We start from the raw sequence: 24,838 nt of genomic DNA on the forward strand, positions 1-24,838 counted from the left end.
GTCAGTGCTCCTCTCGCTGGGGTTCGTCGGCGTCTTCTCGCGGGGCCCCGCCGGCGGCCTCGGACAGCAGTTGCTCGGTGAGGTCCGGGTCCAGCCCGGCCAGTTCCGCCGCCAGTGCCTCGACCTCGTCGGCGTCGCCGGCCGGCGCCGCCCCGGGTACGGCGCTCTCGGTCTCCTCACGGGCGTCCAGCCGCTGCTGAACCAGTCCGGCCAGGGCGGCCGGTGTCGGATCGGCGAGGACGTCGGCCAGCGGCACCTCCACGGAGAAGAACTCGCGGATGTCGGACAGCAGCTTGACGATGAGCAGGGAGTCGCCGCCGAACTCGAAGATGTCGCCCGACGGCGGCATCTCCTCGTCGCCCAGCGCGTCCCGTACCAGCCGGGCCACCTGCCCGGTGAGGTCGCCGGCCGCCTCCGTCTCGGTGCGCGGCCCGGGTGCGGCGGTGCGCGCGGCCGGCCGTGCGATCCGTTCGTCGCGCACCCACTGGTCCAGTCGGTGCCCGATGTCCCAGGTGGACACCGCCACGTGGGAGACGTCCCGCAGGGTCAGCAGCCGGCGGATGGCTTCCAGCCCCTCGTCGGGCTGGATCGCCTTGTCGTCCATGCTCCGGCCGATGGCCGAGATCGCCCGCTTCTCGTCCTGGTGGTGCTGCCAGACGTCCCAGGCCGCGCTGATCCACACCGTGCGGTCCAGGCCCCGGTTGGCGCGTTCCGCGGCGGCGTCCATGTAGTGGTTGGCCGCGCCGTAGGCCAGCAGCCGCAGTCCGCCGAGGACTCCGGCCAGTGAGGAGAGCATCAGGCAGAAGTCGACCGGCCGGCCGGCGAGCACCTGCTCCAGGGCGATCTGGCCGTGGGCCTTGGGAACGAAGTGCCACTGGCACTGCTCGACGCTGGCGCCGGTGATCGCGCGGTCCCACTGCTCGCTGGGCAGGCCGGCCGCGTGGACGACGCCGTGCAGCGCCCCGAAGTGTCCCTCGACGCGCTCCACGGCCGCGCGCAGGCCGTCGACGTCGGCCACGTCCGTGTGGACCAGGAAGGTCTCGGCGCCGGCTGCCTCCAGCTTGCGCAGCCGGGTGATGCGCAGCGCCGTCTCGTCATCGGCGTCGTGGCCGGCGAGCCAGTCGTCCCACTGCTCGCGGTCGGGCAGCGGGTCCCGGGTCAGCAGGGCCAGCCGTGCCCCGCACTCCTGGTGCAGCCACTGGGCGATCAGAGAGCCGATCTCGCCGAGGCCGCCTGTGATGAGGTAGGCGCCGCCGTCCCTGAGCCGGGACCGGGCCGCGGTGGACCAGTCGGCACGCACCGGTGCCAGGTCGGCGGTCCAGCGGCTGTCGCCGCGCAGGGTGACGGCCAGCTCCGGCGATCGCTGCCCGGTGAGCTCGGCGGCGAGGGTGCGCAGTGAGCGCTCGTCCACGCCGGCCGGCAGGTCGAAGTGGCGTGCGCCGATGTTGCCGTGCTCCTGGCCGATGACCCGGGCCGCGACCGCCAGCGACACCAGTTCGGCTGCCGGTTCCGGTTCCGCGGACGTGACGGCATAGGCTCCGGCGCTGATCAGGTCCAGCTGCAGCGGGCTGGTGACGTCGTGCTTGCTGAACGCCTTCACCAGCGCGATCAGGCTGTACAACCCGTGGCGCTGGGCCTGTTCGAACCGCTCGATGCTCCGTTCGGCGGGCAGTGGAGCGGTGGACCAGGCGTGTACGACACGGCCGGGCAGCCGGTTCTCGGCGAGGAGCTCGCCGATCAGCCGGCTGTGGTCCTCCTCGGAGTCGGCCCGGACGGTGAAGGCGTCGCCGTCCCGGCCGTACGCGTCGCCCGCGGTGACGGTGAGCACTGTGCCCGCGAAGGCGTGGCCGGCCAGGCGGGCGGCGGTGCCCCGGTCGTCGGCGAACAGCAGCACCGGTTCCGTCAGCGGCTCGGCGTCGGCGTCGAGGCTGCCCACGGCGGGCCGCCACACCGGTGCCGAGAACCACTCGTCCAGGGGCAGCTTGCCCGGCGTGCGGTTCGCGGTGGCGCCCGCTCCGGTCAGGACGCCCGAGCCGGGCTCGACCCAATAGCGGGTGCCTTCGAAGGGATACGTGGGCAGGGGCGCCTTGCGGCGGCCGCGGCCCGCGTAGTAGCCCGCCCAGTCGGGGGTCAGGCCCATGGCCCACAGCCGGCCCAGGGCGGCCGTCAGCGCGGTGAGGTCGGCGGACGGGTCCTTGCCGCGGGCCGTGGAGGTGATGACGGGTATCCCGGTCTGCCGGTCGGGATGGCGACGGACGAAGGTGGCCAGGGTGTGACCGGGCCCGACCTCGACGAAGACCTGGCCCCCCTCGCCCAGCGCGGTCTCCACACAGTCCGCGAACCGGACCGTCTCCCGCAGGTGCGCCCCCCAGTAGGCGGGGTCGGTGGCCTCCTCGTCGAGGATCCAGTCGCCGGTGCGGTTGGACAGGAAGGGGATCTGCGGACGGCGCAGTTCGACCCCGCGCAGCACCTCGGTGAGGGGCGCCACCGCCGCGTCCATCAGGGCGGAGTGGAAGGCGTGCGAGGTGGAGACCTTGCGGTGGGTGATGCCGGCGGCGGTCAGCGCGGCGGTCACCTCGCCCATCGCCTCCTTGGGTCCGGCGACCGTGCACACCCCGGGCTCGTTCACCGCCGCCAGGTCGACTCCGTCGACGAGGTGGCGGGTCACCTCCTCGGGCGTGGCCATGACGGCCCGCATCACACCGCCGGGCAGCGCGTCCACGAGGCGGCCGCGCTCGGCGATCACCCGCAGGGCGTCGGGCAGGGTGAACACCCCCGCCAGGGTGGCGGCGACGTACTCTCCCACGCTGTGGCCGATCAGGGCGGAGGGACGGATCCCCCAGGACATCCACTGCCGCGCCAGCGCGTACTCGACGGCGAACAGGGCGGGCTGGGTGAGCGCGGTGCGGTCGAGGTTCAGCCGCTCGCCCTCGTAGCCGCGTGGTCCCGGGAAGAGGGCGTCCCTCAGGTCGAGGCCGAGGTGCGGTGCCAGCAACTCGGCGCACTCGTCGAGGGTGGCGCGGAAGACGGGCAGGTGCTCGTACCAGCTCTGGCCCATGGCCGGGTACTGGGCGCCCTGTCCGGGCAGCAGGAAGGTGACCCGGCGGTCGGCGGGGTGGCCGGAGTCCTGGAACACGAACCGGGGGTCGGCGGTGCGCAGCGCCTGTACGGCGGTCGCCCGGTCCGGCGCGGTGACGACGGCCCGGTAGTCGAAGGTGTGCCGGGTGGTGGCCTGGGTGTAGGCGACGTCGTCCAGGTAGGTGTCGCCGGGCGCGGCCGTGGAGTCCTGCGGCGCGGTCTCGTCCAGGTGGTCGGCGAGTGCGTGACGCGCCTTCTCCAGCGCTGCGGGTGACTTGGCGGATACCGGGATCATGACCACGGGGGGCACGGCCGCAGTCCCGGCGGGGGCGGCGACGGTTCGCGGCGCCTCCTCCAGGACGACGTGCGCGGTGGTTCCGCCCATGCCGGTGGAGGTGACGGCGCAGCGCAGCGGACCGGCCGCGTCCTGCCACGGCCGCACGTCCATGCCGACCTGGAAGCGGGTGCCGTCGACCGGGCACTCCGGGTTCCACTCGGTGAAGTGCGGGGTGGGCACCAGGGTGCGGTGGTGCAGCATCAGGACGCACTTGATCAGTCCGGCGACCCCCGCCGCCGTACTCAGATGTCCGATGTTGGCCTTGACCGAGCCCAGGGTGAGCGGGGTGGCGTCGGGCACCTGGTAGACCTGGGCGGCGGCGGACAGCTCGATCGGGTCGCCCATCCGGGTCCCGGTTCCGTGCGCCTCCAGGTAGCTGACCGTGGCCGGGTCCACGTCGGCGACCGCGAGGGCCTCGCTGAGGACGGCAGCCTGCCCGGAGATGCCGGGCGCGGTGAAGCCGGCGCGGTCGTTGCCGTCGTTGCCCACCGCCGAGCCGCGCAGCACCGCCCACACGGTGTCTCCATCGGCCAGCGCGTCTTCCAGGCGCTTGAGTACGACGACTCCGACGCCGTTGCCGAAGACGGTGCCGTCCGCGTTCGCGTCGAACGGACGGACGACTCCGGTGCGCGAGGTGATGCCGTCGGGCTCGTGGACGTAGCCGGCCTCCTGCGGGAAGCGCAGGGCCACCCCGCCGGCCAGTGCGACGTCGCACTCCTGGGTCAGCAGGCTCTGCGCCGCGAGGTGCACCGCGACCAGAGAGGTGGAGCACGCGGTCTGCACCGCGATGCTCGGGCCGGTGACCTTCAGGTGGTAGGAGGCGCGGGTGGTCAGGTAGTTGGGGTCGTTGCCCATCAGGGTGGCCATGTCCTGGTGCATGCGCTGGAGCGAGCCGTTGAACCCGCGTTCCCCGGTGAGCACGTTGTTCAGCAGGTAGGTGCTGGTCAGCGACCCGGCGAAGATCCCGATACGGCCGTCGTAGACCTCCGAGTCGTGGCCGCTGTGCTCCAGGGCGGCCCATGCCGTCTGGAGGAAGAGCCGCAGCTGCGGGTCCATGCGTTCGGCTTCGCGGGAGCTGAGGAAGAAGAACGACGCGTCGAACTTGTCGGCGTCCTCCACGGCGGCCGCCCGCCGCACGTAACGGGGGTGCGTGAACGTTTCCTCCGGCACCCCGGCGGCTCGCAGGGCCTCCTCGTCGAGGTCCGTGACGTGGCTCGTGCCCGCGAGGAGGTTGCGCCAGAACTCGGCGTGGTCGCGGGCGCCCGGGAGCCGGCAGTCGAGGCCCACCACGGCGATGCGCCCGGACAGGGGGTCCTGGTGCGGCTGTTCAGTCACGTGTGCCTCCTGAGGCGGTGTCATGAGCCTCGCCGGGCAGCGGGCTCGGGTACGGGCTGCGGGGGGCGCGCCCCGACGGCCGGCGGGGCACGCGCGCCGCCGCGCGGCGGCGCTCGCCGCGGTTCTGTCCGCGGGCGGCGCCACCGGCGCCGGAACCGGCGGGGGACGCCGAGGAGGCCGAGATCAACCGGACCAGGGAGCGCACCGTCGGTGCCTGGTACAGGTCGGTCATCCGCAGGTCGGGGGCGACGGTGCGGGTGAGGTGCTCGTGCACGCCGGCCAAGCGCAGCGAAGTGCCGCCCAGGTCGAAGAAGTTGTCGTCGAGGCCCGGCCGGCGCACCCCCAGCGCCTCGCGCCAGGCGGCGACGACGGCCTCCTCCACGGGGGTGCCGGGAGCCTGCGGACGGCGGCCGGAGAGGCCCTGCCGGTCCTGCTCGGTGAGGGGGTCGGGCAGCGCGGCCCGGTCGATCTTGTGGTTCGCCGTCAGCGGCAGCTCGTCCAGCACGAGGTACGCCGTGGGCACGGCGTGGTCGGGCAGGACCCGGCGCAGCGCGGCACGCAGGGACGGCCCCTCGGGTGCGACGCCGTCGTCGGGCACCACGTAGGCGACGAGCTGGCGTTCGCCCAGCCGGTCCGTGAACGGCGCGACCACCGCCTCACGGATCTCCGGCAGTTGTTTGAGCGCGCTCTCCACCTCGCCGGTCTCCACCCGGATACCGGAGATCTTCACCTGGAAGTCGCGGCGGCCGACGAGCAGCAGCGTCCCGTCGTCCAGGCGCCGCGCGAGATCGCCGGTGCGGTAGGTCCGTCCGTCGGGGGTCGCGCCAGGGGCGAGGTGGTCGCTGACGACGACGATCTCGCCCTCGCCGGGGCCCTCGACCGTGCGGCCGTCGGCGTCGGTGAGCCGCACCTCCGTCCCGGAGACCGGGAACCCCAGGGGGAACACGCCGGTCGGCGGCCGGTAGCCGAGGTCGGCGACGCGCAGCAGGGCGCAGGAACACTCGGTGGATCCGTACGCCCCGGCCACACGGCACTCTGTCTCGAAGTGCCGACGGCAGGCCTCCAGGTCGGCGAGGTGCAGGGTGTCCCCGCCGAGGGCCAGCATCCGCATCGCGGGAAGCCGGGTGCCGCGGCTCTCCATCGCCCGCACCAGCGCCCGGAACACGGGCAGCGTCGAGTGGTACACGGTGATCCGCTCGGTGTGCATCCACTCCAGCAGACCCGTGACGCCCAGCGCCTTGAGGTCGACCGGGTACAGCGAGGCCCCGGTCAGCAGGGCCGAGAAGGTGTCCTGGACCGCCGAGTCCCAGCTGTAGGCGGACTGCAGCGACAGCCGGTCGGCCGGGCCGACGCCCAGGCCGTCGACCCAGGCCCTGGTGTGGTGCAGGACGTTGCGGTGCGGCTGGGACACGGCCTTGGGCCGGCCGGTGGACCCGGAGGTGTACAGCACGTAGGCCTCGGCGTCCGGGAGGGCGCGGTCGACGTCCTCCTCGTCACCGGCGTCGGCGTGCCGTACCAGGTCCTCGTACGACAGCACCGGCAGGGCGGGCAGCTCCGCCTCGGACGCCAGACGCGTCGCCAGACCGGCCTGCGGGCCGGCGGTGACCAGGGCGTGGACGCCCGAGTCGGCCGCCATGAAGGCGAGCCGCTCCGGCGGGTACGACGCGTCCAGCGGCACGTACGACAGCCCGGCCCGCAGGACGCCGAGCAGGGCCGCGATCATCTCCGCGCCGTGCGAGAACAGGAGCCCGACCCGTTCTCCCGGGTTCAGGCCCGCGGCGCTCAGCCCCTGGGCGACGCGTGCGGACCTCTCGCGGGTGTCCGCGTAGGTCCACCGGGTCTGCGGGGTGACGACGGCCTCCCGGCCGGGATGGGCCGAGGCCATGGCCAGGAACCGGTGGGACAGGGTGCGGGCCTCGGAGGGGGCCGGGAAGGGGCGGTGACCGCTGACCGCGTCGGGCGCGGCGGGGCCGGGGGCGCTCGTCTTCAGGGGACTCACCTCGATCCGTAGTCGAAGATCACGGCGGGGTGCGCCGGGCGTTCGCGCAGCTCGGCGTAGGCCTCGGCGGCCCGCTCCAGCGGCAGTCTGGGCAGACCCAGCAGGTCCGGCCGGATGGCTCCGGCACCGATCAGGTCGAGCGCCCGCCGCAGGTTCTCGGTGACGGTGCCCTCGCCCTCGGGCGCGGTGACCTCGGTGAGTCCGCGGGCGTACGACGGATCGCGGTATCCGGCACCGCAGCGGGCCGCGTAGCGGATGTCCACGTTGCCCAGCTCGACGCTGAAGTCGACCCGCGCCGTGAAGCGGCCCACCCCGACCAGTCGTGGCCGGCCCGGGGCGCGGGCCGCCCAGCGGGCCGCCGCGGCGACCGTGTCGCCCGCCTCGCCGGTGACGCACAGGAAGACACAGCGGCCGCCCTCGGCCGGTGCCGTCGCCCTGTCCTCGGGGAAGTCGCGCCCGACGTGGGCGTCCAGGCCCAGGACCGCCGCGGTGCGAGCCCGGTCCGGACGCAGGTCCACGACGGTGGTCGGGTGTCCCCGGGCGGCGGTGATCTGCGCGACCAGCAGGCCGACCATCCCGGCGCCGACGACCGCGGTCTCGTCACCGGGCCGCAGCACCGCACGGTCCACGGCGTGCACGGCCGTCGCGGCGAGGGTGGCCACCACCGCGTCCGCCAGGTCCATGTCGTCCGGGACGGGAGTGCACAGGCGGTGCGGTACGACGATCACGTCACCGTGCACGGCCTCGCCCCAGCCCATCGCGGTCACCCGGTCCCCGACGGCGAACCCCGGCGAGTCCGGGCCCACCGCGTCCACCATGCCGGCCGAGCAGTAGCCGAGGGGGAAGTCCTGTGCCGTGTCGGCGAAGCGGTCCAGGTAGTGCAGTTCGGTGCCCGGGCTGACCAGGCTGTGTGCGGCCCGGATGCGCAGCTCGCCGGGGCCGGGCGGGCCGGTGCGCACCTTCTCGACGCGGGGCAGCGGGTGCCCGCCCGCGAGGAGCCGGCGCGAGGCCACGTGGGCGGTGCCGGGTGCCGGCATCACTCGTCCGCCTCTCGTCGCGCCGTCCCGTTCGCGGCGGCCTCGTCCGGATCCGTGTCATCCGGAGCCGCGATCCAGCGCTCGTCGGGGACGATGTCCAGCTCCTCCCGGTGACCCGGGATGGGCCCGGCCGGTATGACCGCGTCGGCCTGCTCGTAGGAGGCCCGCCGGTTGCGTTTGCGCTCCAGGCCGAGGTTGAGACCGCGCAGTTCGACCGGACGCACGGACAGCAGCCGGTGCGCGAGGGCCGCGGAGACCGCCTCGGCGCCGGCTCCGGTACGGACGAACACGCGGCCGTGCTTGGTGTGTTCGCTGCGGTGCACGCTCGCGGCGAAGATGTTCGGGTCGCCGTCGCTGACGCTCACGTCGGCAAGGCCCGACATCCAGTCGCCGCACGACAGGCAGCGGTGGGTCTTGTTGCCCGCGAAGTCGCGCACGGCCTGCCAGAACGGGACGATGTGCCGCTCCCCGTCGTCGGTGCCGATGGCGATGTCGCCGGGGTAGTCACCCTCGCGGTAGCGCAGCCGGACCACCGACTCGGCCGGGACCAGGGCCCGCTGTTCGATCACCGCCCGGGTCCCCTCGGGGCGGGTGCTGGAGGAGCAGGCCGGTTCCAGCATGAGCACCACGTGGTCACGGGCCCACCGGCCCGCCTCGGTGTGCATCCCCTGGAGCTTGCGCATGGCCTGGATATGACAGGCCACGCCCGTCAGCGCCACCCGGGCGTCGGGCTCCTCGTCCATCACCTGCCGCAAGGCGCCCAGGTACGGCGCCAGTTGGTAGGTGGACTGGGCGGTCTCGGTCAGTTCCGCCGGGTCCCGGACGATCGCCGGGGCGGCCCGCCACGGCTCGTCCGGGTCCCGGCCCATCGACAGGACGACGTCCACGTCCAGCGCCAGCAGGGCGGTCTGCAGCAGTGTGGTGAGGCTGCCCCCGCTGGCCGAGGACTCGTAGACCGAGGGGGCGAGGGAGTGCCCGGCGAGTACCTCGGAGAAGATGCCGGTCCACCGTTCCTCCGGGGCGCGGGTGCGGCCGAACAGCCGTTCCTCGGAGCGCGGGGTCTGGGGGTCGGCCCCGGGGCAGACGTCCAGGCAGTCGCCGCAGGTGCCGCAGTCGGACTCGGTCCAGGCCGGCTCGGTCAGCACCGGGGTGAGGCCGTCGAAGCCGATGACACCGGGCGGGCAGGCCAGTTGGCAGGCTCCGCACACCGTGCACAGGTCGTTCTCCAGCACGTCCTTGGCCAGCTGCTGGAAGCTCATCGCACGGTCTCCACCTCTGCGTCGGCCGCGCGGGCCGTGGCGGGCAGGTCGCGGTCGGCCTCGCCGATCGCCGTGGTCAGGCTCGTGATCAGGGCGTCGTAGTCACTGCCGGTGAGAAGCGCAGGCGGGACGATCTTGATCGTGGCGTCCTCCGGGCCGCCGCCGAACAGCAACAGCCGGCCACGCAGCGCGGCCTCCCTGACCGCGCGGGCCAGACCGGGGTGGGGCCGACCGTCCACCACGCAGTCGAAGGCGGCCAGCGCCCCGGCCGTGCGCACCCGGCTCAGCCACGGGAAGGTCTTCGCCGTCCTGGCCAGATCGTCCGCCAGCCGCGCGCCCAGCGTGCGGGCCCGGGCGGGCAGGTCCTCCGCCACGACGGTCTCCAGCACCGCGGCGGCCGCGGCGCAGCTCACCGGGCTCCCGGAGAACGTGGAGGTCTGCACACCGGCCGGCAGCGCGTCCACCACCTCGCGCTCGCCGACGACGGCGCCGATCGGGAACCCGTTGCCGAGTGTCTTGCCCACGAGGGTCAGGTCGGGTGTCTCGGACATGAGCTCGGCGGTGAACATCCGGCCCGCGCGCCCGAGCGCGGTGTATATCTCGTCCAGCACGAGCAGGGCTCCCCGCGCGTGAGCGGCCCGGGCGATCTCGTCCAGCAGGGCGGGGGGAACGATCAGGACACCCTCGGTGACCTGCACCGGTTCAAGGACGACGGCAGCCGTCCCGCCCAGCCGGTCGGCCTGGTCCAGCGCCGCTTCGAGGCCGGACAGGAACGCGGCGGTGTCCTCGGGGCACACCGCTTGGGGACCGCGCAGTTCGGGCAGGGACGCGGTGACGACCGCGTCGGTCGGAAGCGCACTGTACTGCCTGAACTCCGCTCGCCAGGTCAGTCCCAGGGCGCCGGTGGTCTTGCCGTGGTATCCGTGGGTGAAGCCGACCACGGCCCGGTTTCCGGTGGCCGCGCGGGCGATCTTCAGGGCGCTCTCGACCGCTTCGGCACCGGTCACCGTGGGCAGCACGGCGGGCGACCGGTACGGGGAGAGCTCGCCCAGCCGGCGGACCAGGGAGGCCCGTGCGTCCGAGCCGAGCTTGCAGCCGGTGTGCACCAGCCGGCCGAGCTGGGCCGTGGCCGCCGCGACGACGGCCGGGTGCTGGTGGCCCAGGGTCGCCGCGCCGCTGCCCGACGTGGCGTCGAACCAGGCGGTGCCGTCGGCGGCGCGTAACCAGGGGCCCTGTCCGCTGTGGAACTCCGGCCCCAGGGTGGTGCCGGTGGACCGCGCCTCTGCCACATTCTTCTCGCAGTTGCTGTTCATCGTGGGGTGACCTCGGTGATCGTCGCGCCGACGGCACGCTGTACCTCGGCGAAGTCGGGAAAGGACGTCCGGTGGCAGGCACCGCCGGACACGGTGGTGCGGCCGGGCAGGCGGGTCGCAAGGGTCGCGGCGGCCATGGCGATGCGGTGGTCCTCGTAACTGGGCACGTGGCCGGCGGACAGCGGCGCGCCGCCGTTCACCAGCAGCCCGTCGTCGGCCACCTCGATCCGAGCCCCGAAGGCCGCGGCCATACCCGCGGTGGTGGTCAGCCGGTCGGTCTCCTTGAAGCGCAGCTCCTCGGCACAGCCGATCCAGGACGGGCCGGGGAGTGTGGCCGCGACGGCCGCGAGGAGGGGCACCTCGTCGATCAGGGCGTGCAGGGTGGCGGGGTCGTCCACGCGTACGCCCTCGACGCCCTCGGTGCCGCCCCGGACCACGATCGTGCCGACCGGCTCCCCGCTGGAGCCCAGCCGGGTGTCGCGGTAGCGGATGTCGGCGCCCGCCCGGCGCAGTACGTCGAAGAAGCCGAGCCGGGTCGGGTTCAGGCAGACCTCCGGCACACTCAGCTCTCCGCCGTCGCCCGCGAGCAGCTGCGCGGCGACGGGGTACGCGGCGAGCGAAGGGTCGGCAGGCACGTCGACGACCGGCGGCACGGTGACGGGGCCGCCGTCGTAGCGGACCTCGCCGGGGGACTCCGTCAGGGCCGCGCCGAAAGCGGTGAGCATGCGCTCGGTGTGGTCGCGGGAACGCACGGGATGGCGCACGGTCACGGGGAGACCCGCGGCGACCGCGGCGAGCAGCACTCCGGAGCGCGCCTGGGCACTGCCCACGGTCAGCTCGACGGTTCCGGGCCGGTGCACCGCGCCGCGCACCAGCACGGGCAGCCGGCCGGCGTCCCCCAGGTGGACGATGTCCGCGCCGAGCTGGATCAACGGCTCGACGAGCCAGGACATGGGCCGGTGCCGCAAGGTGTCGTCGCCGTCGACCACGGCGGTGCGACCGAGGCCGGCGAGCACACCGATGAGGAGCCGTGCGGCGGCGCTGGATCCTCCCGTTTCGAGGTACGGCACGCCGTCCGGCCATCGTGCGATGTCCGGGTGCGGGCGTCTGGGCTGCGGGGTGACGGGGCCGCCGTGTTCGACGGTGAGGGTGCCGGCGTCAACGGTCGTGCGGTGTCCCAGGGCCCGCATGGCGGGGAGCAACGCGCGCACCGCGCCGCCCAGGTTGGCGTTGCGGACGGTGAGACGCGACGGGGCGCCGGGAAGCATCGCCGCCAGCAGGGCGCGGTGGCTCACCGACTTGTCGCCGGGCACCGTGACGGAGCGGGCTGCCGCCGGGTGGGGCGGCCGGCCCCCGTCCACCACGAGGTCGGCCGATACGGTTCTCGGCCTGTCGAAGGGTGACGTCTCAAACACGCACATGCTCCATAACGTGATCCGCCGTCTGCGGGGGGAGAGGGGCGCGGAAGGAACGGTGCGCGGGCACGGCTCTTGGCCCGCGCCCCGGGAGACCGAGGCGGCGGGCACCGTGAAGCGCGAACGTGGGGCCCCGTGTACCGGCGTGACACCATCCCGTGTGCCGGCCGAAAGAAAACAGAAAGTGGACGTTTACCCGATCCGCGGATATCCGGTGATTTCTACGACTTCTGGGAGTCGACCCGGCTGCCCGATCTGCGGGTCACATCGTTGCGGCTCACTCATCAACTCCACTGGCGGAATGGGCGGAGGGCGATGTTCCGGGTCGTGCAGTGGCTCGGATTGCAGCGAAAACTATGATCCATTGACCGCAGATTTCTCTCACAGGTCCTGGCCCCTGTCAACGGCCGACCGATGGAATTGGACGCGCCTTCCGGTGGGGTGTCGCCGTGCCGGGCAGCGGTTTGTGGGGTGGAAGATCGGATTCTCCTTGTCCGAAAAGGGCTCATCGACACTGTCCTGGAAGCACCCCGGCGGAATGAGCCATTCTGGCCGGAAGTTTGCTTTCATGGGCCATCCAGGTCGGCGAATCCGCTCCCGCAGATCCGGTTTTTGGCAGAAATGCCTGATCAGGGCCGATGTGACGGCGCCTCCCCGGGCGCTGGAAAATCCAGGGTGATTTCTGTTGGCCATGGGGGTATCGTCGCCAAGGTGGCTGGAGTCGGATCCGGACTCGCGTTCGACTTCGGTCTTGACAGCCTCAGGATCCGTTGACGCTTCAACGTCGACGGTGTGACAGTAGAGAGCGGTTTCCTACGGGGGATACGGGGAGACGAGTGTCAAAACTGTTGGCCGGTGATGTCCTCGCCCATGCCAGGAGAACGCCGGACGCACCGGCGTTGTTATGGAACGGCGCCGTCGTCACCTATGCACACCTGGCAGAACTCAGTCGGCGGGCTGCCGACAGGATCGGTTTATCGGCGTTACCAGGAAATGCGCCGATCGGCCTTCGGGCCAGGAAATCGCCGGACTCGATCGCGATGGTCCTCGCCTGTCTCGCCGCCGGCCGGACGGTGTTCCTGCCGTCGCCGGAACTCGGGCACGACGTGCTGGAGCGGCTGTCTCGGCGGGCCGGCTGTCCCGAGCTGCTGACGACCGGGGACGGTCCGGCGGACGAGGACGAACGGTCCACCCGCCCCGGCGCACCCGCCGCCGAGCCCGCACCGCCCGCGGCCGTCGTTCCGCCGGACACGAGTCTCCTTCTCTCCACCTCGGGCTCGACGGGTCTTCCCAAGCTCGTGCCGCTCGGCGGCGCGGCCGTGGACCGGTTCACCGCATGGGCGGCCGGGGCCTTCGGGATCGGACCCGGCACGAGGGTCCTCAGCCACGCGCCGCTGAACTTCGACCTCACTCTGCTCGACATCTGGACCACCCTGAGCCAGGGCGGCTGTGTGATCCTCGTCGACCCGGAACGAGCCGCCAACCCGCATTATCTGGCGAAGCTCCTGCAGGACACCCGGCCCGAGGTCGTCCAGGCCGTACCCCTGTTCTTCCGCCTGCTCACCCAGGGCTCGAAGGCCCCGGACCGCGTCGCCGGCGTCCGGCACGTGCTGCTGACCGGCGACCACGCCCCCCGCCCGCTGCGGGGCACGATCGCGCGGATGTTCCCGGACGCCGTGTTCCACAACGTCTATGGATGCACGGAGACCAACGACAGTCTGCTGTACTCGTGCACGGCCGAGGAGGCCGCCGAACGGGAGGTGCTCCCCCTGGGGCAGCCGCTCCCGGGCGTACACCTGTCCCTGCGGGAGGCGGACACGGTCCTGGACGGCCCCGGCACCGGCGAACTGGTCGTCTCCACACCGTTCCAGGCGCACGGCTACCTCGACCCGCAGGCGGCGCAGGAGAGGTTCTTCCAAGAGGGCCCGGAGCCCGGTGCCCGCCGCTGGTTCCGCACCGGTGACCTGGTGCGGCGCGGCCCCGACGGCGAGCTGACCCTGGTCGGCCGCAACGACTTCCAGGTCAAGGCCGCCGGCGTGCGCGTGAACCTGGAAGAGGTGGAGCGGGTGATCCTCAGTCACGAGCAGGTGCTCGACGCCGTCGTCGTCGCCGTACCCGACACCCTCGCCGGGACGCGTCTGTGGGCCCTCGTACGGACCCGCCCCGAGGCCGCTCTCAGTGGCCTGAAGCTCCTGGCGCACTGCTCGGCCAGGCTCGCGCGGCCGGCCGTGCCGACCGTGCGCCTCACCCGGGAGCCGCTGCCCGTCGGCCCGACGGGGAAGCCCGACCGGGCCCGCATCCGCGACGCGTTCCGGACGGACCCGGCGCTCGCCTGACCCCCCCGCGGGCCGGCGGCCGACACCACCGTCACCTCCCTGCCGTCCGGTTCCACTTCGTGCCCGCACGCATGCCGCTCGATTCCCTGGAGATTCCCGCATGAGCCTGGAACGTGAGATCACCGAGCACATCGTGTCGACCTATCTGCCCGGCACTCCCGCCGACGAACTCGAGCCGACACTGGACCTGTTCGACAGCGGAGTGGTGAGCAGTCTGCAACTGCTCGAACTCATCGAGTGGCTGCGCAGCCGCTATGCCATTCCGGTCGACGACCTGGCGCTGTCTCCACGGTCGTTCCGCTCCGTGGCAGCGATACGGGAATTCGTGGGGAACGCCCAGGAGCTGTCCTATGCGCGAGTGGACGGGGAATGACGGGGATGATCGTCAGAAGGAAAGAAGAGGTGAAGATCGTCGACTGGGGAAACGGTCTCAGTTATCGCTTCCTTCTGCAGGGCGACCGGATGGGATTCACCGTCTGCCACACCGTGGTCCGCGCCGGCACCAAGTCACGGCTGGAATACCGGCGTCACCTGGAGGCCTGTTACTGCATCGCCGGACGTGGCTGGGTCTCCACCGCCGACGGCAGCACCGCGCACGAACTGCTCCCGGGCGTCCTCTACGCGCTCGACGAGCACGACGCGCACTTCCTGATCGCGGCTCCGGACGTCGATCTCGAGCTGATCAGCGTCTTCAATCCGCCGCTCCAGGGTGATGAGCGGCACACCCTGGACGAGGACGCGTTCTCGCAGTACTGAGGGGGCCTCGAGTGATTCGGTGGAGTGACGAGCAGAAGGCGCTGCGGGCCGTGGCCGAGAAGGCCGGCGAGGCCGTGGGCGCCGATCATCTGGAGCGTGACGGTCCGGGCAGCTTCGCATGGGAGGGCTGGGCGGGACTGCGCGACATCGGCCTGTTCGGGGCGCCCTTCGACGCCGCATGGGGCGGGGCGGGGCTGGACCTGCCGACCACGATGTACGTCCTGGAGGGCCTGGGCCACGGATGCCGCGACGCCGGCCTCACCTTCTCGGCCGTCACGCACCTGGTCAGCACGGGCGTATCGGTGCAGCGTTTCGGCTCGGAGTCGCTGAAGGCGCACTACCTGCCGTCCGTCTGCGACGGCTCGCTGATCGGAGCACACGCGATCACCGAGCCGGAAGGCGGTTCCGATGTGCTGAACATGCGCACCACGGCCGTCGCCGACGGTGACGCGTTCGTGCTCAAGGGCACCAAGTCGTTCGTGAGCAACGGTCCGATCGCCGATCTGGTGGTCGTCTACGCGCGTACCGGGGCGGCGGGCGCCCTGGACGGCATCACCGCGTTCCTGGTCCCGGCGGACACGCCCGGCCTCGCCGTCGGTGCACCGATCGGCAAGATGGGCCTGCGTACCTCGCCCACCTCGGAACTGTTCCTCGACGACGTCCGGGTGCCCCGCACCCACGTTCTGGGAGCGGTCGGTTCGGGATTCCTCGTCCTGGACGAAGTGATGAAGTGGGAGATCCTCTGTTCGTTCGCGAGCACCCTCGGCGAGATGTGCCACCGGCTGGAACGCTGCGTCGAACAGGTCCGCGACCGGGTCCAGTTCGGTGTGAACATCGGCTCCAACCAGGCGATCTCACACCGGGTCGTCGACATGCGGATGGACGTGGAGACATCCCGGAAGTGGCTCTACGACACGGCGGAGAAGTTCGCCGGCAAACAGGGCATAGCCACAGACCTGGCCATCACCAAACTCGTGGTGAGCGAGGCGAACGTACGGTCGGCGCTGGCGGCGGTGCAGATCTTCGGCGGAGCCGGATACAGCACCGAGTACGGAATCGAGAAGGAGCTGCGGAACGCGGTCGCCGGGACCATCTACTCCGGCACCTCGGAAATGCAACGGCAGCGACTCGCCTCCTTCATGGGCCTGCACAAGTCCCCTGCGGTGCAGGGCGGTTAGAGGAGTGCGCACATGACCGAAAGCCTCGACGCGACACTGAGCCCGACGGAGTTCCTCGACCACCGGTCCCCGGTGGTCCGCGAGTTCGTCGACCGGGCCCTGGCGGGCACCGGCGCGGCCACGGACACGGACCGGGCCGTCGCGCTGTACTACGCGGTCCGGGACGGCATCCGGTACGAGGTCTACGACGCCGATCTGTCCCGCCGCGGTCTGACGGCGAGCCGGGTCATCGAACGGGGCGCCGGTTTCTGCGTCCACAAGTCCATCGTGTACGCGGCCGCGCTGCGCGCCGTGGGCGTCCCCAGCCGGATCGTCTACGCGGACGTACGCAACCACCTCGCCTCCCCACGGCTGCGGGAGCTGGTCGGGGGCGACGTCTTCCGCTTTCACAGCCTCACGTCGGTCCACCTCGGCGGCACCTGGCTCAAGGCGACTCCGGTCTTCAACAAACTGCTCTGCCGGCTCTACGGCATCAAGCCGCTCGACTTCGACGGCCGCACGGACAGCCTCTACCACCCCTACGACGAGCAGGGGCGACGGCACATGGAGTTCCTCACCCTGCGCGGTGAGTTCGACGACGTTCCCTATTCCCTGGTCACCGATGGCATCAGGCAGGCGCATCCGCTGCTCTTCGCGAGCACGGACCGGACGGCTGCCGGCTCGCTCGTCACGGAGGCCATCACTGTGGAGGGTTCCTGACATGCCGAGGACGAAGTTCTCGCTGGCTGAGGCCGACATACCGACCCACTGGTACAACATCGCCGCGGACCTGCCGGGACCGCCGCTCGCACCGGCGCTCAACGCGGACACGGGCAAGCCCCTGACGCGCGACGAGATGGCCCACACCATGCCGGAGCCGCTGATCGAGCAAGAGACCGGCACGGACCGCACCTACGAGATCCCCGAGCAGGTCCGGGAGCTGTACGCCCTGTGGCGGCCCTCCCCGCTGTTCCGCGCCCGCCGCCTGGAACGGGCCTTGGACACCCCGGCGCGGATCTACTACAAGTACGAAGGCGTGGCACCGACCGGCAGCCACAAGCCCAACACGGGCATCCCGCAGGCCTACTACAACAAGCTGGCCGGCAAGACGGGCCTGGTCACCGAGACGGGCGCCGGCCAGTGGGGCAGCGCCACCGCGCTGAGCGCCTCGTTCTTCGGCATGACCGCCAAGATCTACATGGTCAAGGTGAGTTATCGTCAGAAGCCCTACCGCAGGTCGCTGATGGAGACGTACGGCGCGGTCTGCGTGCCGAGCCCCAGTCCGGAGACGGCGGTCGGCCGGGCCGTGCTCGCCGACGACCCGGACAGCCCCGGCAGCCTCGGCATCGCCACCTCGGAGGCGCTGGAGGCGTTCGCCCGGGACCCCTCGCTCGGCTATGTGCTCGGCAGTGGGGCCAACCATGTCCTGCTCCACCAGACCGTGATCGGCCAGGAGGCCGTCCGGCAGCTGGAGCTGGCCGACGACTACCCGGACATCGTGGTCGGCTGCGCGGGCGGCGGCAGCAACCTCGCCGGCCTCGCGTTCCCGTTTATGGGCGCCATGCTGCGCGGCGGCACACCGGTGCGGGTGATCGCGGCGGAGCCGGCCGCCTGCCCCACCCTGACCAAGGGCTCCGTCGTGTACGACTACGCCGACACCGGCCGGCTCGGCCCGCTGTTCCGGATGCACTCGCTCGGCCACGCGTTCGTGCCGCCGGCCGTGCACGCCGGCGGGCTGCGCGCACACGGCATGGCCCCGCTGGTCAGCCGCGCGGTGGAGGACGGGCTGATCGAGCCCGTCGCCGTCGGCCAGGTCCGCTGTCTGGAGGCGGGCGTCACCTTCGCCCGCGCCGAGGGCGTCCTGCCGGCGCCCGAGTCGACGCACGCCGTCCGCGTCGCCATCGACGAGGCGATGCGCTGCCGGGAGGAGGGCGTCTCCCGGGCCATCGTGTTCGGCCTCTCCGGCCACGGCCACTTCGACCTGGCCGCATACGACTCGTACTTCGCCGGTGAACTGAACGAGGCCGAGGCCGACGACGAGACGCTGGAGCGGGCCGCGGCGAGCATCCCTCAGGTGGCCGCCGTATGACGGCCCGGCGCTCCGCCGACCCGGGGCCGCCCGCGGCCGGCGCACCGGCGGCCTCCGCGGGAGCCCTGACGGCCGCCGTCGTCGACGCCCACGGCATGGGCGCCTTCCTGCCCGCGGCCCTGGCCCGGCACGGGGTCGCGTGCGTCCACGTGTGCTCCGACACCCCCGACCTCCAGATGGCGGACCGGGCGGCCGGGGACTTCACCGTGGAGGTACGGCACCACGGCGACGTGGCCGCCACCGCCCGGGCGCTGCGGATGCACGGCGTCGGCTTCGTCATCGCCGGCACCGAGTCGGGCGTCCTGCTCGCCGACCGGCTCTCCGCGGAACTCGGCACGGCCGGCAACGGCATGTCGCGGCCGGCGGCCAGGCGGGACAAGTACGAGATGACCCAGGCCGTCCGCGAGGCCGGCCTGGCCACCGCGGCGAGCATCGCCACCTCGTCCGCGCAAGAGCTCGCCCGGTGGGCGCGGGACCACGACTCCTGGCCCGTGGTGCTCAAACCGAGGGCCAGCGCCGGTACGGACAACGTCCGCTTCTGCCACTCGGAGCAGGACCTGAAGGAGGCGTTCGAGGCCGTCACCGCCTGCACCGACCGCTACGGCGGTGACAACACGACGGTGCTCGCCCAGGAGTACCTGCACGGCGACGAGTACTTCGTCAACACCGTGAGCCGCGACGGAGCCCACCACCTGGTGGAGGTGTGGAGGTATCACAAGAGCCCCGTCGACGGCGCCCGCCCGATGTACGACTTCGAGGAGCCGGTGCCGCCGGAGGACCCGGCCGTCGCCACCGTCGTGCCGTACGTCCTGTCCGTCCTGGACGCGCTGGAGATCCGCAACGGGGCGGCGCACACCGAGGTGATCCTCACCGAGCGCGGACCGGTCCTGGTCGAGGCCGCCGCGCGGGTCGGCGGATCGCACGCCCCCGCGGTGGTCTCGCGGTTCCTCGGCACCGACCAACTCGACTGCATGGCACGGGCCATCGCCCGGCCCGAGGACCTCGCAGAACGCCGGCTGCCCCGCTACCGGCCCTCGTCCCGGCTGCGGTACGTGACCCTCGTCAACCCGTACGACGCGGCGGTCCTGTCGGCCGAGCACCTCGCGGAGGTGCGGTCGCTCGACTCCTTCGTCGACCTGGTCCTCACCCTCCCTCAGGACGCACCGCTGCCCCGCACCGTCGACCTGTTCACCTCACCCGGCTACCTGTACCTCGCCGCCGCCGACACCGCCCGGGTCGAGGCGGACTACCGGCGACTGCGCGACCTCGAGAAGAACGGCCTCTACGCCGCGTTTCCGTGCGCCCGGCCGGCCTGACCCCGCGACACCACCCATGGAAAGGCACCCGCATCCCATGACCCAGACGACGTCCTCCCTCGACGGTCTCGCCGACTACCCGGCGGACTGGACGCACAGCGCCAAGCGGATCTTCCCCGGCGAGCCCCTGTACCTGCCCGGAGCCTGTCTGAAGTGGTACGACGTCCGAGGCGCCGACCAGCACGCCACCCCGGAGGTCAGCGCCGAGGCGCGGGACTTCCTGGCGGCAGAGGTGGCGGCCGAACGGCTCGAGTTCCGCCGGGAACTGGGGTTCGTCCTGCTGCACCGGGACGGCGCGAAGTACTTCATGCTCGTCTGCGTCTGGCGGGACAAGAACGAGATGTGGCAGGGCCTCTACTACAAGGACGACGCGGGTTTCCTGCCCTACCCGCCGAAGCCCGGCTTTCTGCGGCCCACCCAGAGCATCGAGGAACTCGACGCCACCGCCCACGAGCGGCGCGGCTGGTCCCGCTACCTGCTCTCGAAGCGCGACCACGCCGCCAAGCAGGCGTACCTCGACGACCTGTGCACCGGCGAACTGGTCTAGTTCACATGTCGACGTCACGGGAGCAACCGCGGACCCCCGCACCCCGCGCGCCCGGCGGCCGCCGGCTGGTCATCCTCGGCGTGGCAGCCAGCGATTCCCATGTGGTGGCCAACCAGCTCATCGCCCATTTCCTGGACGAGCTCGGCTTCCACGTGGTCAACCTGGGCGCGTGCACCTCCGTCGACGAGTTCGCCGACGCCTGCGCGGCGCACCCGGAGGCCGAGGCGGTCCTGATCGGCAGCCTCAACGGCCATGTCCACGCGGACCTGCGCGATCTGGCGGAGGCCAAGCTCTCGGGACGCATCCGGTGCCCGGTCGTGGTCGGCGGGAACCTGTCGGTGGGCAGCCGCAAGGACCCCTCGGCCCTGGCCCGGCTCTACGCCTGCGGCGTGGACCGGATCGTGGCGGACCCCGCCGACCTGCCCGCCGTACTGGACGAGCTGCGGGCCACCCGGGCCACGGACGGGCGGTTCGCGCAGCCGGCCGCGTCATGAACCGACCGAGCTCCCTCGCCTCCGCGGGGCGCCGGGGACCCAGGCGGGGCGCCGGGGCGCCCGGCCCCCTGCCCGGCCTGAGGGAGTCCGTCTCCTACATCACCTCGCTGGGCAAGCCCACCGTCGCGCAGGTACTCGGCGAGGTGCGGGCCCGGCGACGGGTGGCCGTTCAGCCCCGGTGCGGAGTGGGCGGCCACGAGGAGATGAAGGCGCTGCTCCTCGCCCTGGAGACGGAGGCCGAGCCCGACGTCCTCACCGTGACCATCGACTCCCACACCCGGTTGCGGCGCTTCGAGGAGGCGGCGCGCACCCTCGCCACGCGGCCGGAGGACCTCAACGGCTATCCGCTCGTGGCCCACGGGTGGCGCCGGGGCCGGGAGCTCAACGAGGCGGTCGCGGCCCCGCTGGAGGTGCGGCACGGCTCGCCGGACCCCCGGATCCTCTTCGACGTCTGTCTCGCCAGCGGTATCACGTCGTTCGAGGGGGGCGGGATCTCGTACAACCTGCCCTACGCGAAGGCGGTGCCGCTGGCCACCTCGCTGGCCGCATGGGAGGCCGTGGACAGAAGGTGCGGGGAACTGGCCGAGGCGGGGGTCGTGGTCGACCGGGAACTCTTCGGCACCCTGACCGCCGTCCTGGTGCCGCCGTCGGTCAGCCTGGCCGTCAGCGTCCTGGAGGCCGTGCTCGCCGCCCGGGCCGGAGTGCGGTGTGTCTCCGTCGCCTATCCGCAGGGCGGCCATCTGGCCCAGGACGTGGCCGCATTGGAGGCCATCCCGGAGCTGGCCGGGAGATACCTGCCGGCGGGCGTCGACGTCCACCCTGTCCTGCACGCGTTCATGGGCGTCTTCCCGAGGCTCCGCGGCAACGCCGAGGACCTGATCCTCTACGGCGCCCTGGTGGCCCGGCTGGGCGGCGCCTCCAAGATCATCACCAAGACCCACCAGGAGGCGCTCGGTATTCCGGGCACCCGCGCGAACATCGAGGGGCTCAGGCTCGCCGACCGGTGCAACTCCCCGCTGCTCGGCTTCCTGTCCGTGGACCGGGACCAGGTACGCCGCGAGCGGGAGTGGATCCTGGCCGAGGTCGACGAGATCGTCGAACCGGTCCTGGCGCGCCGGGAACCGATACCGGCGATCGTCGAGGCGTTCGACCGGGGCACCCTCGACATCCCGTTCAGCGCCAGCCGGTTCGCCCGGTCCCGGGTCATCCCCAAGCGGGACCCCGAAGGAGCCGTCCGCTACCTCTCGGCCGGCGGCCTCCCGCTGTCCGCCGGGACGCTGGCGCGCCACCGGGAACTCCTGTGCCTGCCCGCGGGCCCCAGCCCGTCGGCCCGCTCGGTGCTCGCCGATCTGACCGCCGACATCAACTACTTCCCGAACCTGTTCAACGAGGGATCCCTGTGACCAGTCCGAAGCGCATCCTCCTCGTCGGAGGCCCGGGTTACCAGCTCCAGAAGGCCAAGGACCTGGGTCTGGACGTCGTGTACTGCCAGTTCGAGCAGGACTTCGCTCCCGGGCAGCGGGACCTGGTCGACGACGTCCTGCTCACCGACTACACCGACTGGACGACCCTGCGGCCGCTGGTGGAGGAGGCGTACGAGAAGTGGGGCTTCTCGGCAGCCGTGTCGCTGACCGAGCCGGGTCTCGACCCCGTCGCCCGCGTCAACGACCTGCTGGGGCTGGGCGGAACGCCGTACGAGGTGAGTCATCGGTTCACCGACAAGTGGCTGATGCGCCGCCGTCTCGCCGAGACGGCACCCGACGGCCTGCTGCCCGTGGCCGCGGAGCTGGTGGACGGCCACGACAGCCTCGTCCGGTTCGGCGAGGCACACGGATACCCGTTCATCGTCAAGCCCAGCAACGGCACCGCCAGCTTCGGCGTGATGGTGGTGCGGGACCGCGCCGCCACCGAACCGGCCTGGCGTCAGGTCCAGCACCTGCGGTCCGGCTCCGGACATCCGCTGATCGACGCCTACCGGATCGACCGGTTCGTCATGGAGGAGTACGTCGAGGGACCGCTCTACAGCGCCGAGACGTTCAGCTTCGGCGGCCGGCACGTGGTGATGGCCGTGACGGAGGCGATCACGGAGAAGTCGAACCACGTCCATGTCGGGCACGCCATCCCGGCCCGGCTCGGCCCCGACGCCGAGCGGGCGGTCGCCGCCACGGCGGTCGCGTTCCTCGACGCCATGGGCTTCCGGGACGGTCCCACGCACACGGAGATCATTCTCGGCCCGCGCGGCCCGGTGATCTGCGAGTCGCAGAACCGGGTCGGTGGCGCACTGCTGACCGACATGATCGAGGACGTCTACGGGCACGACCCGATGTCGATGGCCATCGGCTGGCCGGCGGGCCTGGTGGACCCGCTGCCGGAGCGGCCGGCGCCGCGCGGGGCCGCGGCCAGCTGGCTGCTGCTGGCCGACGAGGGACGGGTGGACCGCGTCGACGGCCTCGCCACGGTGGAAGCGGACCCGGACACGGTGGCGGTCGACCTGTGGGTGGGCCCCGGCGACCTGGTGCGGCCGTTCGCCGGCCAGTGGGACGGCCTGGGCCACGTGGCCGCCCGGGGCCCCGACACGGACACCGCCGTCGCCCGGTCCCGCCGGGCCGCCGGCCGGCTCGTGATTCACACCCGCCCCACGTGACGGCCGTGCGGTCCGCGGCCGTCACCGCCGAGCAGGTCGCCCACCGCCGCGACGCCGGCGGTCAGGGCGTCCTCGCTCACGTTCCCGAACTCCAGGACGAGCCGGGCCGGGCGCTCGGCCGGCGGCTGCCGTACGGGCGTGTGCACGGCGACCCGGGTGCCCGAGCCGACGCGGGGCACGAGATAGCCCTCGGCCTGGAGTTGGGCGTAGCACTCCTGCACCAGCCCGCGGGACAGACCGAGACCGTGGGCGAGGGCGCGGGAGGACGGGAGCCGTTCGCCGCCGCACAGCCGGCCGGCCCGGATCGCCTCCCGCAGCCCGCGCTCCACCTGGGAGCGCAGCGGCTCGTGGCTCTCCCGGTCGATGACCAGCAACAGGTCCGGCGACGAACCGGCCCACTCGAGCGGCATGGAATTGGAGCTTACCGATGGCCGGCCCGATCCTTAGGTTCACCGCATGACCTCATCCGTCGATCCGCAGCACCGGGCGGCCGGGTCACGGCCGCGGCTGCTGACCCGGGCGCTGCTGATGCGCTTCGTCACCGTCGTCGGCTCCTCGGCCAGCTTCTTCCTCCTGCTCTCGGTCGTCCCGATGTACGCGCAGAGCGTGCCGGGCCGGGGCAGCGACGAGGCGGGCCTGGTCACCGGCGCGCTGATGCTGGCGACGGTTGTCGGCGAGCTGATGGCCCCGTGGCTGGCAGCCCGCTGCGGCTATCGCCTGATGCTGGGCGCGGGGCTGCTGTTGCTGGGTGCTCCGGCCCTGGCCCTGACGGTCTCGCAGAGCATGGTGTGGATCGTCGCGGTGTGTCTCGTACGCGGTCTCGGCTTCGCGTTCGCCGTCGTGGCGGGCGGGGCGCTGACCGTATCGCTGATCCCGCCCGAGCGCCGCGGCGAGGGACTGGCCCTGACCGGGATCGTGGCCGGTGTGCCGTCGCTCGTGGCGCTGCCGCTCGGGGCGTGGCTGGCCTCGCACACGGGATACGGTCCGGTCTGCGCGGCGGCGGCCCTGCTGGCGCTGGTCTCCATCGCCGCCGTACCGGGCCTGCCCGACCGGGAGGCGACGCAGGGCCCGCCGCTCGGGGTGTTCGCCGGGGCCCGTTCCGGCGCGCTCGCCCGGCCCACGGCCGTCTTCGCGGTGACGGCGCTGGGCGCGGGGATCGTCGTCACGTTCCTGCCGCTGGCCGTTGCGTCGCGCCATTCCGGCGTGGTCGCCGCGGCGCTGTTCCTGCAGCCCGCCGCCGCGACCGCCTCCCGCTGGTTCGCCGGCCGGCACGGCGACCGGCACGGGGCCGCCGGGCTGATGGTGCCGGGGCTGCTCGCCTCGGCCGCCGGCATCCTCGTCGTCGCCCTCACGAATGTCCCCGTCGCGGTCCTCGTGGGCGTGGCCGTGTTCGGGATCGGTTTCGGCATCACCCAGAACGCGACCATCACGCTGATGTACTCCCGGGTCCCGGCCTCCGGATACGGGACGGTCAGCGCCCTGTGGAACGTCGCCTACGACGCGGGTATGGGCATCGGCGCCGTCGGCTTCGGCGCGGTGGCCGGCCTGACCGGCTACCCCTGGGCCTTCGCCCTCACCGCGGCCCTGATGCTGACGGCCCTCGTCCCGGCCTGGTGGGACCGGGCGGCAGTGGGCGGGCAACGCGGCCGGGCGGTGAAGGGGGAGGACCGGGCGCCGGCGGGCGAGGAGCATCGCGAGTGAAGGGCGGGCCGGCCCCCGGGCCGGG

Annotated in this window: 19 protein-coding genes; 12 read left to right on the top strand and 7 right to left on the bottom strand. The window is 72.5% G+C overall.

Annotated features, from left to right (window positions below):
- Nucleotide 1: 1 nt before the first annotated feature.
- Genes IO24_RS0110535 through IO24_RS40535 form a run of 6 tightly spaced genes read right to left on the bottom strand, consistent with a single transcriptional unit; the run spans nt 2 to nt 11,773 of the window.
- Nucleotides 2-4,750, bottom strand: a complete 4,749-nt coding sequence (locus tag IO24_RS0110535) for a type I polyketide synthase (protein WP_051905880.1) — start codon at nt 4,748-4,750, stop codon at nt 2-4.
- Nucleotides 4,743-6,749, bottom strand: coding sequence for a non-ribosomal peptide synthetase (locus IO24_RS0110540; protein ID WP_051905881.1), 2,007 nt, complete (start codon nt 6,747-6,749; stop codon nt 4,743-4,745). Before IO24_RS0110540 ends, IO24_RS0110535 begins: the two co-directional genes overlap by 8 nt.
- Nucleotides 6,746-7,786, bottom strand: a complete 1,041-nt coding sequence (locus IO24_RS41990) for an MDR/zinc-dependent alcohol dehydrogenase-like family protein (RefSeq protein WP_051905882.1) — start codon at nt 7,784-7,786, stop codon at nt 6,746-6,748. The genes IO24_RS0110540 and IO24_RS41990 overlap by 4 nt, the downstream gene beginning before the upstream one ends.
- Nucleotides 7,786-9,045 (bottom strand): Coenzyme F420 hydrogenase/dehydrogenase, beta subunit C-terminal domain, encoded by a 1,260-nt coding sequence (locus tag IO24_RS0110550; protein ID WP_045296276.1) that lies wholly within the window; start codon nt 9,043-9,045, stop codon nt 7,786-7,788. The genes IO24_RS41990 and IO24_RS0110550 overlap by 1 nt, the downstream gene beginning before the upstream one ends.
- Nucleotides 9,042-10,358: an aspartate aminotransferase family protein gene (locus tag IO24_RS0110555; RefSeq protein WP_045296278.1), complete on the bottom strand. Its 1,317-nt coding sequence runs from the start codon at nt 10,356-10,358 to the stop codon at nt 9,042-9,044. The genes IO24_RS0110550 and IO24_RS0110555 overlap by 4 nt, the downstream gene beginning before the upstream one ends.
- Complete coding sequence (locus IO24_RS40535; RefSeq protein ID WP_234335235.1) at nt 10,355-11,773, bottom strand: 3-phosphoshikimate 1-carboxyvinyltransferase; 1,419 nt, start codon at nt 11,771-11,773, stop codon at nt 10,355-10,357. The genes IO24_RS0110555 and IO24_RS40535 overlap by 4 nt, the downstream gene beginning before the upstream one ends.
- Before the next feature lie 836 nt (nt 11,774-12,609).
- On the opposite strand from IO24_RS40535, the gene IO24_RS0110565 reads away from it, so the two are divergent.
- The 11 genes from IO24_RS0110565 (at nt 12,610) to IO24_RS0110615 (ending at nt 23,112) form a co-directional block, all read left to right on the top strand.
- Nucleotides 12,610-14,109 carry an AMP-binding protein gene (locus IO24_RS0110565; protein WP_031134318.1) on the top strand — a complete coding sequence of 500 codons (1,500 nt, stop codon included), beginning with the start codon at nt 12,610-12,612 and terminating at the stop codon, nt 14,107-14,109.
- 100 nt (nt 14,110-14,209) lie between these two features.
- Nucleotides 14,210-14,482: an acyl carrier protein gene (locus IO24_RS0110570; protein ID WP_031134320.1), complete on the top strand. Its 273-nt coding sequence runs from the start codon at nt 14,210-14,212 to the stop codon at nt 14,480-14,482.
- 5 nt (nt 14,483-14,487) lie between these two features.
- The gene (locus tag IO24_RS0110575; RefSeq protein ID WP_031134322.1) at nt 14,488-14,865 is read left to right on the top strand and encodes an ectoine synthase; all 378 of its coding nucleotides are present in this window, start codon (nt 14,488-14,490) and stop codon (nt 14,863-14,865) included.
- Nucleotides 14,866-14,876: 11 nt separating this feature from the next.
- On the top strand, nt 14,877-16,043 hold the full coding sequence (locus IO24_RS0110580; RefSeq protein ID WP_031134324.1) for an acyl-CoA dehydrogenase family protein: 1,167 nt from the start codon (nt 14,877-14,879) through the stop codon (nt 16,041-16,043).
- A 12-nt stretch (nt 16,044-16,055) separates the two neighbouring features.
- Nucleotides 16,056-16,742 carry a transglutaminase-like domain-containing protein gene (locus IO24_RS0110585; protein ID WP_031134326.1) on the top strand — a complete coding sequence of 229 codons (687 nt, stop codon included), beginning with the start codon at nt 16,056-16,058 and terminating at the stop codon, nt 16,740-16,742.
- Between the two features lies 1 nt (nt 16,743).
- Nucleotides 16,744-18,111 (top strand): TrpB-like pyridoxal phosphate-dependent enzyme, encoded by a 1,368-nt coding sequence (locus tag IO24_RS0110590; protein ID WP_031134328.1) that lies wholly within the window; start codon nt 16,744-16,746, stop codon nt 18,109-18,111.
- Nucleotides 18,108-19,427, top strand: coding sequence for an ATP-grasp domain-containing protein (locus IO24_RS40540; RefSeq protein WP_078899307.1), 1,320 nt, complete (start codon nt 18,108-18,110; stop codon nt 19,425-19,427). Before IO24_RS0110590 ends, IO24_RS40540 begins: the two co-directional genes overlap by 4 nt.
- Before the next feature lie 37 nt (nt 19,428-19,464).
- A complete protein-coding gene (locus tag IO24_RS41995; RefSeq protein ID WP_051905883.1) occupies nt 19,465-19,974 on the top strand; it encodes a hypothetical protein in 510 nt (169 codons plus the stop codon).
- 5 nt (nt 19,975-19,979) lie between these two features.
- Nucleotides 19,980-20,468, top strand: coding sequence for a cobalamin-dependent protein (locus IO24_RS0110605; protein ID WP_078899308.1), 489 nt, complete (start codon nt 19,980-19,982; stop codon nt 20,466-20,468).
- Nucleotides 20,465-21,871: a methylaspartate mutase gene (locus IO24_RS0110610; protein ID WP_031134334.1), complete on the top strand. Its 1,407-nt coding sequence runs from the start codon at nt 20,465-20,467 to the stop codon at nt 21,869-21,871. Before IO24_RS0110605 ends, IO24_RS0110610 begins: the two co-directional genes overlap by 4 nt.
- A complete protein-coding gene (locus tag IO24_RS0110615; protein ID WP_037667686.1) occupies nt 21,868-23,112 on the top strand; it encodes an ATP-grasp domain-containing protein in 1,245 nt (414 codons plus the stop codon). Before IO24_RS0110610 ends, IO24_RS0110615 begins: the two co-directional genes overlap by 4 nt.
- Here the strand turns inward: IO24_RS0110615 and IO24_RS0110620 are convergent.
- The gene (locus tag IO24_RS0110620) at nt 23,094-23,522 is read right to left on the bottom strand and encodes a GntR family transcriptional regulator (RefSeq protein ID WP_031134338.1); all 429 of its coding nucleotides are present in this window, start codon (nt 23,520-23,522) and stop codon (nt 23,094-23,096) included. The genes IO24_RS0110615 and IO24_RS0110620 overlap by 19 nt on opposite strands.
- A gap of 46 nt (nt 23,523-23,568) precedes the next feature.
- Here IO24_RS0110620 and IO24_RS0110625 point away from each other — a divergent pair, with 46 nt between their 5' ends.
- Nucleotides 23,569-24,813 carry an MFS transporter gene (locus IO24_RS0110625; protein WP_063768069.1) on the top strand — a complete coding sequence of 415 codons (1,245 nt, stop codon included), beginning with the start codon at nt 23,569-23,571 and terminating at the stop codon, nt 24,811-24,813.
- The last annotated feature ends 25 nt before the right edge of the window (nt 24,814-24,838 follow it).

This window comes from Streptomyces flavovariabilis (assembly GCF_000725785.1).
Classification (GTDB): domain Bacteria; phylum Actinomycetota; class Actinomycetes; order Streptomycetales; family Streptomycetaceae; genus Streptomyces; species Streptomyces hawaiiensis.